General features: G+C 39.8%; 16 protein-coding genes. All 16 read right to left on the reverse strand.

Annotated features, from left to right (window positions below; translation table 11 throughout):
• Positions 1–20: 20 nt before the first annotated feature.
• On the reverse strand, positions 21–449 hold the full coding sequence (gene fliL, locus L634_RS0129885; RefSeq protein ID WP_026585527.1) for a flagellar basal body-associated protein FliL: 429 nt from the start codon (positions 447–449) through the stop codon (positions 21–23).
• The gene (locus L634_RS0129890; protein ID WP_026585528.1) at positions 439–660 is read right to left on the reverse strand and encodes a flagellar FlbD family protein; all 222 of its coding nucleotides are present in this window, start codon (positions 658–660) and stop codon (positions 439–441) included. The genes fliL and L634_RS0129890 overlap by 11 nt, the downstream gene beginning before the upstream one ends.
• A 51-nt stretch (positions 661–711) precedes the next feature.
• On the reverse strand, positions 712–1551 hold the full coding sequence (flgG, locus tag L634_RS0129895; RefSeq protein WP_026585529.1) for a flagellar basal body rod protein FlgG: 840 nt from the start codon (positions 1549–1551) through the stop codon (positions 712–714).
• A 77-nt stretch (positions 1552–1628) separates the two neighbouring features.
• A complete protein-coding gene (locus tag L634_RS0129900; RefSeq protein WP_026585530.1) occupies positions 1629–2018 on the reverse strand; it encodes a TIGR02530 family flagellar biosynthesis protein in 390 nt (129 codons plus the stop codon).
• Between the two features lie 17 nt (positions 2019–2035).
• Positions 2036–2488, reverse strand: a complete 453-nt coding sequence (flgD, locus tag L634_RS0129905; RefSeq protein WP_026585531.1) for a flagellar hook assembly protein FlgD — start codon at positions 2486–2488, stop codon at positions 2036–2038.
• Between the two features lie 11 nt (positions 2489–2499).
• Complete coding sequence (locus L634_RS0129910) at positions 2500–3768, reverse strand: flagellar hook-length control protein FliK (RefSeq protein WP_026585532.1); 1269 nt, start codon at positions 3766–3768, stop codon at positions 2500–2502.
• A gap of 27 nt (positions 3769–3795) precedes the next feature.
• Complete coding sequence (locus L634_RS0129915; RefSeq protein WP_026585533.1) at positions 3796–4407, reverse strand: MotE family protein; 612 nt, start codon at positions 4405–4407, stop codon at positions 3796–3798.
• A gap of 8 nt (positions 4408–4415) precedes the next feature.
• A complete protein-coding gene (gene fliJ / locus L634_RS0129920) occupies positions 4416–4859 on the reverse strand; it encodes a flagellar export protein FliJ (protein WP_026585534.1) in 444 nt (147 codons plus the stop codon).
• A 4-nt stretch (positions 4860–4863) separates the two neighbouring features.
• The gene (gene fliI, locus L634_RS0129925) at positions 4864–6180 is read right to left on the reverse strand and encodes a flagellar protein export ATPase FliI (protein WP_026585535.1); all 1317 of its coding nucleotides are present in this window, start codon (positions 6178–6180) and stop codon (positions 4864–4866) included.
• Entirely contained in the window at positions 6177–6962 is a 786-nt protein-coding gene (gene fliH / locus L634_RS0129930) for a flagellar assembly protein FliH (protein WP_051428447.1), read from the reverse strand. Before fliH ends, fliI begins: the two co-directional genes overlap by 4 nt.
• On the reverse strand, positions 6946–7962 hold the full coding sequence (fliG, locus tag L634_RS0129935; protein ID WP_026585537.1) for a flagellar motor switch protein FliG: 1017 nt from the start codon (positions 7960–7962) through the stop codon (positions 6946–6948). The genes fliH and fliG overlap by 17 nt, the downstream gene beginning before the upstream one ends.
• A 12-nt stretch (positions 7963–7974) precedes the next feature.
• Positions 7975–9567: a flagellar basal-body MS-ring/collar protein FliF gene (fliF, locus tag L634_RS0129940; RefSeq protein WP_026585538.1), complete on the reverse strand. Its 1593-nt coding sequence runs from the start codon at positions 9565–9567 to the stop codon at positions 7975–7977.
• 173 nt (positions 9568–9740) lie between these two features.
• On the reverse strand, positions 9741–10046 hold the full coding sequence (gene fliE / locus L634_RS0129945) for a flagellar hook-basal body complex protein FliE (protein ID WP_026585539.1): 306 nt from the start codon (positions 10044–10046) through the stop codon (positions 9741–9743).
• Between the two features lie 12 nt (positions 10047–10058).
• Entirely contained in the window at positions 10059–10508 is a 450-nt protein-coding gene (gene flgC / locus L634_RS0129950) for a flagellar basal body rod protein FlgC (RefSeq protein WP_026585540.1), read from the reverse strand.
• Positions 10509–10510: 2 nt separating this feature from the next.
• On the reverse strand, positions 10511–10906 hold the full coding sequence (gene flgB, locus L634_RS0129955; RefSeq protein ID WP_026585541.1) for a flagellar basal body rod protein FlgB: 396 nt from the start codon (positions 10904–10906) through the stop codon (positions 10511–10513).
• 409 nt (positions 10907–11315) lie between these two features.
• Positions 11316–12095, reverse strand: coding sequence for a GTP-sensing pleiotropic transcriptional regulator CodY (gene codY, locus L634_RS0129960; RefSeq protein ID WP_026585542.1), 780 nt, complete (start codon positions 12093–12095; stop codon positions 11316–11318).
• Between the last annotated feature and the right edge of the window lie 32 nt (positions 12096–12127).

Raw genomic sequence — 12127 nt, forward strand, 5'->3', positions numbered from 1 at the left:
TGCAGTTTCTAATTTTGGTTTTACTGGAGGAGAGACTCGGTAATGTATACCTGAACGATCTTTCCTTCTTGCATTAGGCCATTAATCTTGTTTTTCAAATCTTCCTGCAGCTTGATTTGGCCTTCTTTCCCCTGAACATCCTCCGCTTTCATTTCAGATAATTCCTGAATGATAAGATTTTTCACCTGAAAATCTCTTTTTTCAAGTTCCTCTTTGGCTTTTTTGCTATCTGTCTGGATTTTGAATGAAATCCGGATATAATCATCACTCGCCAAATTTGCTGTAACCTGCGGGATATCAACCGACGCCTCAAGAACTTCATCTATAGTCGGTTCCTTAGCCCCTTTATCATCTGAAAATTTCATTACAACCACGAGGGCAATTGCCCCCACCAGTGCAATCACAACTAGCATAATCAGCATTATCATGAACAGCTTATTATTCTTCATCTCCATTTCCCTCCACAAGCCGCTGTCCCAAAAGATTAACAGATTGATAGAATCGTATAATCGATTGCATAACCTGTTCTTCAGTTTCTTTTACAACATACTTTTTCCCATTCGTAAGCGTAATCGTCGTATCTGGAAAAGACTCAATCGTTTCTATGTATAACGCATTTAAAATAAATCCTTTGCCATTCAGGCGAGATACTGTAATCAATGTCTTTATCAGGGCTAAAATCTATTCTTTCAGCCCTGTCCCTCCCTTAACTTATCGTTTTAAATTAACAAGCTCCTGCAGGATTTCATCAGATGTTGTAATGATTCGGGTGTTCGCCTGGAAGCCGCGCTGTGCTACGATCATCTCTGTAAATTCTTCCGAGAGATCAACATTGGACATTTCGAGAGTACCAGATACTAGATCACCGGTACCATTAGTACCTGATTTACCAAGGTCAGCAACAGTAATGGAGCCGTCGTTATTAAAGTCACCTGAGTTAGCAGTTATTGTATATAAATTATTTCCTACCTTTTGTAATCCATCTGGATTCGGTACTTTAGTTAGAGCAATTACAGGTGTTGCGGGCACTGGTGTTCCACCTATCACAGTTATACTTCCATCAGATCCAATGCTAAAGCTTTCAGCATCAGCGGGAATTTTAATTTTCACACCAGTTACGTCCGACACGAAGTACCCATCACTATTTACAAGAAATCCTTGTTCATCTAAATAGAAGTTTCCAGCCCTGGTTAATTTAGCTTGGCTTAAATCAATTCCTGCAGTACTATTGCCAGGCGCTACCACAAAAAATCCGTCCCCGGAAATTCCAATATCTAAAGAACGCCCAGTTGTTTGCAGACTTCCCTGTGTATGGATGGTATCAATTGTTGATAATGCAGAACCCAATCCAACCTGTTTTGGGTTCATCCCACCTCGTGTATTATTACTTTCACTTGCACCTGAAATAGTTTGGCTCACCATATCCTTAAAAGTTACACGTCCCTTTTTAAAGCCATACGTATTAACATTCGCAATATTATTCCCAATCACATCGAGCTTTGTTTGAAAGTTTTTCATTCCGCTTATTCCCGAATACATAGAACGCAACATTGTTTTTTCTCCTCTCGTTTATGCTGCTTCAGTCAATCCGCAGCTTTGACTTTCCTTTAAAGGTCCAGCCATATAATTTATTGATCCAAGATAATCGTTCCATTAATATTAGTGAATATTTGAGTTCCCGCTTCCTCACGATCCATAGCCGTAATCACTGTATTATTTTTTGCGCTTACTATGAGTGCCGCATCCTTAAGCAGTACAAGCGATTCTTTTACGCCCATCATTTTGGCTTCCTGTACCTTAGCTTCAATTTGCTGCCACCGGTCCCCATTTATTTGTATTCCTCTTTGAAGGAGTCTCTGTTTTGCATGTTTGCTGACAATTAATTTGCCATCAGGCTCTAGGGCTGTTTGCAGGTGAGCAGAAAATCTGCCTTTTGATGGCTGTTCAGTCTGAACACCATTTTTCTTACGTGCAATAACTGGCTGAGTGTGGATCGGACGAAACAAAATTTTATCCATCCAATCGCTCCCTTTTACTATTCATTTACCTGAGAGATATTAGAAGGTTCAAGCTTTTTCCCGTCTTCCAATATAAAAATAGCTGTATTGTTTTTATACTGAATGGAAACAACTCTGCCAGTTCCTTCTTCAATACTTGGAGTCTGATTCGAATCACTTGTTTCAGTCAGTTTATGCCATGTTATATTCTTGCCCAGGAATTGATTATAAGACATAAGCTGGCTTTGTTCCTGGAATGCCAATAATTGATTCATGGTACTATTCATATTAGTCATTTGCTCCAGGGATGAAAAAGTTGCCATTTGGGCTATAAAGTCCTTATCCTGCATCGGATTCAATGGATCCTGGTTTTGCAGCTGAGTCATTAAAATTTTCAGAAAATCATCTTTCCCTAAAATATCTGAGCCTGTTTTGCGGGGGTGGCTTTGATAGTTTGAAAGCATTAAAGATGAATCAATCGTCTTTGCCATTTGCATCACTCCTATACTTCAGCATCAAGTAGTGCTTCTTTTAAAGAGTTGTTAAAATCGCTGTCAGGCTTCTGTTTATTGTCTTCTTTATGTTGCCGCTGGCCTTGCCCTTGTTGCTGAGGCTCTTTATTAAAGGCACGGTCCTGCTGTGTCATCTGCTGAGAAATTTCTATTCTTTCAACCTGCAAGTTTTGTGAACTGAAAGCCTGCTTAAGCCCATTTATTTGTGAATCTAAAATTTCCTTCGCTGATGCAGTCGAAGTAAGTATTTTCGCAATTATCCCCGAATCCTTATGTATAAGCTCAACGCGAATCGCTCCAAGGTGATCAGGGTTCAGCTTTATGAATAGTTTTTGCGCTCCTCCAGTTTTTAGAAAACTGCTTTTTGATAAGATGCTTTCAAATTGCTCCATCAAATGGTCTGCACTTAAAGGCCTGCCTTGCTGATTCATCAATACCAGCTGTTCAGGCTTTGAAAGTGCCTGAAGCTGAATTTGCCCTTGCAAGCCGGCATCAAACCTGCCAATCATCTTTGGTGCAGCCTCTGTCAAAAGTTCAGTTCCTGCTAATTTTTTTTGTTTAAAAATGTTTAAATCATCTGCAAGCGGGGCAAAAACCTTTTGTATAATATTTTCCTTTTGGCCAAACACTAGGCTGTTCTTTAAATGCCCATCCAGTTTTTCTTGGACAATGCCAAGAAAAGCTTTTAAATCAATTTTATTCCCAATAAAATCTTGCTTTGCCGTCAAAAGGTCAAAAAGTTTGAGAGCTTTAAAAGCCTGTATGTCGATCCCATGTAAAGTTGTACTCTCTTTTATCTGGAGCATTGAGATAGTCTGAATTAAAGCCTGTATAGAATTTACTTCATTCGCGTTTACTGAAAGATCAGAAGAAAGGTTTTCTATTTTTACATCGGGATTTATACTTTCAAGCAGACCTTCTAGCTTATGCTTTAATACTTCCTTAGAAAGTTTCAATTGTTCAGCAATCACTTCAGGAATGTCTGTATTTGTCTGCAAAACAGCCTTATCAAAAAGCTCCTGCCCATTTTCTAATTGCGAAAGGTCATTTATTTGAAGGAACTCAACAAGCGCTATTAATTCCTCAACTGACTCACACTCTTCACCTGGAACACCGTCTAAACATTCAACCCCGGTTTCACTGTTTCCAATCAGGTTTGAAACAAGGCTGGCAAAGCCGCTATTTACTTCCCCTGACAGAGATTCTTTTTTAACGGAAGGATATTGCGATTGGAAAAATCCCAGTCCTCCAATTTGCACGTTTTCACCCCCTTTCATCATTTAAACCTAATTGTTCTGCGCGTTGTTTTCTTCCGCTGCAGTGAGAAGTGCTGTATAACGTGCTGCATCCTCGGGATCCATCTTCTCCATGATTTCTGCCAAAGTATCCGCCTTAATATTTGATAGGATTTTTACAGCTTCATCTTCTTTCATTTCAGTCAGGATGGGTGCTGCTTTTTTGGCAGAAATGGATTCATAGGTTTTCACTATATCTTTGAATGCACGTTTATTTTCTTCTTTAATAGCCGTCAGTTCTTCAATTTCATGTTCCAGACGCTGTTTTTCCAGCCCTGCCCTTTCAATTTCAAGGTTTTTGCTTTCAAGCTGGTCTTCAAGCTGCGTTATCCTTGCTTCACGATCTTTTATTTCAGCTTCCAGTTCAATAAGCTGTTCTTCTATAGCTTCTTGAGGGCTGGAGCTTTCCCCATCAAACATGGACGATAGAAAGGGAACCTTTTGACTGTACTCCTTAGCTGTCTCAAAAATGTTATTGCCCGATAACGTAAAAACAAGGAGCGCAACCGTTATAGCAAATAAAACCGGAATAAAGAAAGCAAATAAAAACCATTGAAGCTTGCTAATTTTTTGTGACTCCTGTTCTACTGGCATTCTTTCCATTTAACCACCTAATTTCCCCGATTCATATAAAGCTGGATCGAGATATCATCCATTTGCCTGGCTTCTTTTTGCTTCATATCTTCCATAAAACTGTCTAAATCTCTTTCTTTCATTTTTTCATACTTTTTCACTTCAATATTTTTTTCCATTAGTTTTTCCTGCTGAAAATTCATTTGGCTTCGAGCATTGGCAACCATTTTTTGATAATGGCCGATTGATTTTTCAAGGGCATAAACGAAATGCTGGTGATGCCTAATTTCCTGGACAGGCAGCCCCTTGATTAACCTTGATTGCTGATAGGCCTCCAGATCTTCTTTTTTCTTAAGGAGCTCGTATAATTTCCCAGCAGCTTCTTCAAAACGTTTTACTGCCTCACTGTATACATCAAAGGCTTGATCCTTTTCTCTTTCTTTTATGCGAAGAATTTTGTTGAATTTAAATTCGTAGTGCACTTTGTCATTCTCCTTTTCCAGCTATTCCTTTTAATTGATCAATGCTTTCCAAGATAGAAATTTTTTCATGCGTTTCTTGTTTCAAGAAAGAGATAATGGATGGATAAGCCCTTATGGCCTCATCAATCTCTATTGAAGATCCTCGCTTATATGCCCCGATATTAATTAAATCCTCAGAATTTATATAGGTGCTTAACAATTCCCTTATTTTTTCTGCTGATTTGATATGTTCTGAATCTGCAATGCTGTTCATAACCCTGCTGACACTCTTAAGCACATTTATTGCAGGATATTGTCCTTTATTGGCAAGTGTCCTATCTAAAACAAAATGCCCATCGAGTATTCCCCTTACCGTATCTGCAATCGGCTCATTCATATCATCCCCGTCAACCAATACTGTATAAAATGCTGTTATGGAACCATGTTCATTTGTTCCTGTTCTCTCAAGCAGCTTAGGGAGAATTGCAAATACAGATGGTGTATAGCCTTTTGTCGTTGGCGGTTCGCCAACTGCAAGGCCAATTTCCCGCTGCGCCATTGCCACCCGTGTTACCGAGTCCATCATAAGCATGACATTCATGCCCTTATCTCTGAAGTACTCTGCAATTGCTGTTGCTGTATAGGCACCTTTAATCCTCAATAAAGCTGGCTGATCGGATGTTGCCACCACTACAATGGATCTGCTCAAACCTTCCGGGCCCAAATCCCTCTCAATAAATTCGCGGACCTCCCTGCCCCGTTCACCTATGAGAGCAATAATATTTAAATCAGCATTGGTATTCCGGGCAATCATTCCTAAGAGTGTACTTTTACCCACACCGCTCCCGGCAAAGATCCCAACTCTTTGGCCATTTCCTACTGTCAGTAAACTATCAATCAATCGTACTCCTACCTCAATAGGTTCTGAGATTGGCGGCCTTTTCAGCGGATTGGGAGGTGACTGCTCAGTTAATACAGGTGTAAGGCCTTTAGGAAGCTGGGAGCCATTAAGAGGCTGTCCCAATGAATCGATAACCTGTCCTATCAATGAAGGTCCTATTTTTACCTCAAGCGGCTTGGAGGATGCTTCCACCAAACAGCCGGGAGAGATATCCTGAATATCGGTGTAGGGCATCAGAATCACATTTTCATTTTTGAAGCCGACAACCTCAGCCTGAATCTTTCTGGGTCGGCCTTTGCCGATATGGATGCAGCAAACATCCCCAACTGAGCTTTCAGGTCCCTGTGATTCAATCATTAGCCCAACGACTCTCTTAACTCTTCCAAACCGCTTATAGCTATCTATTTGATCAATTTTGTCAATCAATTGCTCCAGCTTCATTGCTCTTCACTCTCCAGAAGTTCGAAAAGCCTTCTCTTAATTTCTTCTAGCTGGCTATCCACGCTTGCTTCGATTCTTCCATTGACAGATTCTATAATGCAGCTTGTTTGGCTGAGTTCCTCATCTGGATAGATATATAAATCTGTTTCTTTTGGAAAGACCCTAATCAGCTCTGCCTTATGAGATAGGAGCAGATCATAATGAACAGGATTTACATGAAGCTGAATCTCCCTATACTCCCTAGCTTCTTTAAGGGCCCTTTTTACAATAGAAAGAAATTGCTTACTGTCCTGATCAAGAACTTGGCCAAGTATTCTCCCGGCCGCTTTTAAGCCCAAATCTAAAATGGTTCGTTCTGATGACTCTATTTGCATCTTATAATCAAGTCTTGCAGAATTAACAACTTCTTTTGCCGAATGGATTAAACGCTTATATTCTTCTAAGCCGCTTTGCCTACCATCTTCCATTCCAGCTGCATAGCCTTGCTGGCGGGCTTCCTCTAAGGCAGCTTTTCTTTCATGTTCAAGCTCTTCCATTTGCTGTTTCATTTGCTGATGGATTTTTTCGGCTTCTGTTTTGGCAGCCTCCAGAATGGCTTCAGCTTCCTGGCGTGCTCCTGCAAGCCTTGCATCGATTTGCGCTTCTTTTTTTTTAAAATACTCCTCAGGCTCCTGATCTCCCACTTGTTTATGGCTGTCAATCATTCTAATTGAAATGACTTTCTTTTCCACTTGTATTTGATTGGAAGGGAGTGATTTTATCAATCTAGACAATAATATCATCTCCCCCGCCTCGAGCTACGATGATCTCACCTGATTCTTCCAGTCTCCGAATGATGCTTACAATTCTTGACTGAGCTTCTTCAACGTCCCTCAGCCTTACAGGACCCATGTATTCCATCTCGTCCTTAAAGGTTTCAACCATTCTTGAGGACATATTTTTAAAGACAATTTCTTTCACTTCCTCACTGGAAACCTTCAGTGAAAGCATAAGGTCTTCACTTTCGCAATCCCTGATCACACGCTGGATTGCACGGCTATCAAGTGTAACAATGTCTTCAAACACAAACATTCTCTTCTTGATTTCCTCAGCAAGTTCAGGATCCTGAATTTCCAATGCATCTAATATGGTTCGCTCTGTAGCGCGGTCAACACCGTTAAGCACATCAACAACAGATTCAATTCCGCCTGTTTGTGTATAATCCTGAGTAACGGTAGAGGATAGCTTCCTTTCAAGAATCTGCTCAACTTCATTTATAATTTCCGGAGAAGTGCTATCCATTACAGCAATTCTCCTTGCAATATCCGCCTGCATTTCCTGTGGCAGTTCTGATAAAATCTGCCCTGCCTGAGGAGGATCCAAATAAGACAGTATTAGGGAAATCGTTTGTGGATGTTCATTCTGAATAAAGTTCAGAATTTGGGCTGGATCCGCTTTTCTTGCAAAATCAAATGGTCTTACCTGCAGAGAAGACGTAAGCCTATTGATGATGGCGGAAGCCTGCTCCGTTCCAAGGGCTTTTTCAAGGACTGTTTTCGCGTATCCGATACCGCCTTGTGAAATATAATCCTGCGCCAGAGCTATTTGATGGAATTCTTCAAGTATTTCTTCTTTGGCAAAGGAATCTACTTTTCGGACCCCTGAGATTTCCAAGGTCAGCTTTTCGATTTCTTCTTCGCTTAAATGCTTGTAAACGGAAGATGCTACATCCGGACCAAGGGAAATAAGAAGAATAGCAGCCTTTTGTTTACCGGATAACACTTTTTGCTCTTTTTTTGGCATTTTTTATCCTCCTTAATCTTCAGCGATCCAGGTGCGAAGGAGTTTTGCAAAGTCTTCCGGTTTTTCCTTCGCCATTTTTTCAAGCTGTTTCCGCCTCATCGTACTTTCTGTTTCATGTTCTTCATTTACATCAGGAACGTGGAAAGATTCCTGTTCCTCCGTAACGATTTCTTCTTGTTTCTGTTTCTTTCTTGATCTTGCAAAAAGGAATATTAATATGGCAATTATTAAAAGAAGTACACCCCCAACTGCATAAACCCACCAAGGAAGTTGAGTAACCGTTTCGTTAGGGAATTCAACTTTGCCATTAAACGGCTGAACAGAAACGAGAATCTTATCCTGAATAGCTTCGTCTGTTAATTCAGCTTCTGCTGCGTCTTTATTAATAGTCGTACGTACAATGGTGCTAAGCATTTGTGTAATATCGTTGATTCTTTCCTGCGGAAGCGAAGCCGGATCATCCGCTGTTGGCGGTTCAACCATTACCTGAATCCCTAAATCCCTAATTTTATATGGGCTTTCAACAATTTCTTTGCGTATTTTATTTACTTCGCTGTTAATGGTTTCTTCTATACGTTCATAATCGCCATTGGATGTATTTCCTTCGAGATATTCAGAACCAAGTGAGTCGGCAGGGCTTTCTCCTTGCGGATTTCCACCGGCTGCCTCACCATTCCCTGTAAACGTTTCAGTAATTTTCTGGGCACTGATTGCAATACCTTCCATGTTTTCCTCATCTACTGGCGTAACTAGGTTTTCTTCTCTATTTTCTTGGGTAAAGTCAATATCGGCTGTCACAGAGACAACTACTTTATCCTGTCCCATCAACGTGCCGAGCATATTTTGCACCTGCTGCTGTACATCTCGCTCAATTTCTTTTTTTATTTCATGCTGCGCAGCAAACGTACTGCCAGGTGAAGAATCTTGGTTATTTTTTAAATCAAAGTACTCAAAAAACTGGTTCGTAATGACGATATTATCAGTAGGAAGATTTGGTATACTTTTGGCAACGAGATGGTACAGCGCCTGAATTTGTGATTCTTCAAATTGATACCCTGGTTTAGTATTAAGGACAATGGAGGCAGAAGCTTCTTCAGAAAGGTCATTCACAAAAATCCCTTTCTCAGGAAGATTAATCATCACTTTTGCATCATTAACTCCATCGATCCCTTTCATCAAGTTAGCAAGCTCTGTTTGCATCGCATCCAGCTTAAGTACATTAAATTCATTTTCTGTCATGCCAATTCCCGCATTTTGGCTGAAGAATGAGTAATCAATACTCCCTGACTTAGGAATTCCTTCGGCTGCAAGCTCAACCTTTAAAGTATCAACTACCTCTTCAGGTACTTTAATAGTTGTCCCTCCATCCGTTATCTCTGATTGGATCCCTCTGCCGTCAAGACTTTCCTTGATCGTGCCCGTTTCCGATGGGGTTAGATTGCTGTATAAAGGAACAAGCGTTGTCCTGGTTGCAAGAATCGATGCAGCCGTTATCAGCAAAATAAAGAATGCTGCAGAGCCAATTAAAATACTTTTCTGTTTTTTTGTTCTGCTTCCCCAATATTCTTTTACTTTTACTACATATCTCTGAAATGACTCATTCATCACAATCCCCCGGTTATTCTGTCTAAGCTAATAACCGTAATTCACAAGTTTTTAGCTTTAATCGTATGTTAAACATTAAAAAATTGAAAAGCCTGCCCTTTAATCAGGGGTGCCCGCTTTTCAATTTTGCAATTCTCTGTACAATAGTTGAAAGGTTTTTTCCCACTGTTCTATTAAACTTGCATTCTCATTGTTTCCTGGTAAGCTTCAATTGCTTTATTTCGAATTTCAAGGGCAGCCTGCATAGTAACGCTGGCTTTTTGAGAGGCAATCATTACTTGGTGAAGATCAATGTTCTCTCCCCTTGCCAGCTTTTCAGTCATCACATCTGACTGGATTTGCACATTATTAATTTTTTCAATTGATTGTTTTAATACCGACGAAAAACTTTGCTGCGCTTCGAATGGTGTATATGTATAGGTCTCTGTTTTTTCAGTCGGTTTTAAAGGCATTACAGGCATAAAAGTAACTTTGTTCATTCTAGACTCTCCCTATTTGCCTATTTCCAGCGCTTTCATCATCATTCCTTTTGTGGCATTGAAAACAGTTACGTTGGCTTCGTATGATCTCGTTGCACTAATTAAATCAACCATTTCCCTTAGTGGATCCACATTTGGCATTTCCACGTATCCATTTGCATCTGCATCAACATGCGAAGGATCGTAAACCATTTTAGTCGGTGTTTCTCTATCTTCTTCAATTCTGGACACCTTCACTCCGTTGCCGGCGGAGCTGCTTCCTCTTCCTATTGCCATATTTAAGTAGGAGGAGAATTGGCCTTCCCTCGGCTCCAGAACAACTGACTTTCTTCGGTATGGACCTTCCCCGTTTACACTCCTGGTGGAGTCTGCATTTGCCATATTGGAAGAAATAACATCCATTCGCAGCCTTTGGGCAGTCAGTGCCGAGGCGGTATTGTTCATGCTATGAAATATAGACATTACTACTTCCCTCCTCTAATTACAGTCTGCAGACTTGAAAACTTCCCGCTCATTCTTTCAATCATTGCATTGTAGTAAATTTGATTTGTCGCTAGATCTGACATTTCTTTATCAAGATCTACACTGTTACCATTATGGTTATATGAAACATTCTTTCTGGTTACTTCACCCGGTAAAGGGGATGTCCTCCCCTTAAAATCATAATGCCTAACATCGCTTTTATTGGCTTCCATCGAGCCAATTAAAGCCAGCTGAAAAACCTCTTTGAAATTTACGTCCTTAGCTTTATAGTTTGGTGTATCCACATTTGCAATATTTTGCGAGATTACCTTTTGCTTCAAGGAGGAGTAATCTAAAGCACGTTCAATTGTGGAAATGGTTCCTGAAAATAGTTTCATAGCTCACACCTCAAATTTCACAGCCCACTCACCTGGCAATTTTTGTAGAAACTTGGTGATAATGGACAAATTATGTCATCATAAACATTATTGTAATGAATATGAAATAATATGTCTATGTACATCATGTTAATTTTAATGATTCTTTAGTCCTATTTTCGACAAATTTTTAAAATATGCAGAAAGTTATACGTGTTTTTTGGTAAATGTTAGGAATACTATACTTCCCTATTTTTGTATCCCTTCTGCTTAATTTATTATAGGTCTTTCAGACCTAACGATATTAATAAACATTTGGCGATGTATGAGTATTTAGACTTATAGCCAATTCGTTAATTACATTTATTTACCAGCTCCTCTTTGTAATAAATTTGCAATAAAAAAACCCGTCATTTTGACGGGTTTTTCTTTAATTTGACTTAAGTTTTTCTAGTTCAATCAAGAACTTATCATTCAGGACTTTAATATAAGTACCCTTCATTCCAAGGGAACGGGATTCAATAACCCCAGCACTTTCAAGCTTTCGCAAAGCATTTACGATTACTGAACGTGTAATGCCAACACGATCGGCAATTTTTGAAGCTACAAGAAGACCTTCGTTGCCGTTAAGCTCTTCAAAAATATGTTCAATGGCTTCAAGTTCACTATAAGAAAGGGAGCTAATAGCCATTTGCACGACTGCCTTGCTGCGTGCTTCTTCTTCAATTTCTTCTGCTTTTTCGCGAAGGATTTCCATGCCGACAACCGTTGCACCATACTCAGCAAGAATTAAGTCATCATCATGGAACTGCTCCTGCAATCTGGCAAGGATCAGTGTTCCAAGACGCTCACCCCCGCCAATAATTGGTACAATAGTAGTTAAACCATTAGCGAAGAGGTCTTTATTTTCGATTGGGAATGCAGTGTATTCACTTTCTACATCCAGATTAGAAGAAGTTTCCTGGATATTAAAAAGGTTTTTCGTATATTCTTCAGGGAATTGGCGATCAGCCAGCATTTGCTTCATACGCTCATTCTCAATCTGCTGGTTTACAGCAAATCCAAGAAGCTTGCCTCTTCGGCTTACTACGAAGATATTCGCTTCAATTACATCACTTAGTGTTTCTGACATTTCTTTGAAATTAACCGGTTTTCCGGCTGCTCTTTGGAGCATTGCATTAATTTTTCTTGTTTTTGTTAATAAATCCATTGTATTTCCTCCTATTTGCTACAACCATTAAC

Origin of the sequence: Bacillus sp. J33, assembly GCF_000518885.1 — a bacterium.
Taxonomy (GTDB): Bacteria; Bacillota; Bacilli; order Bacillales; family Cytobacillaceae; genus Cytobacillus.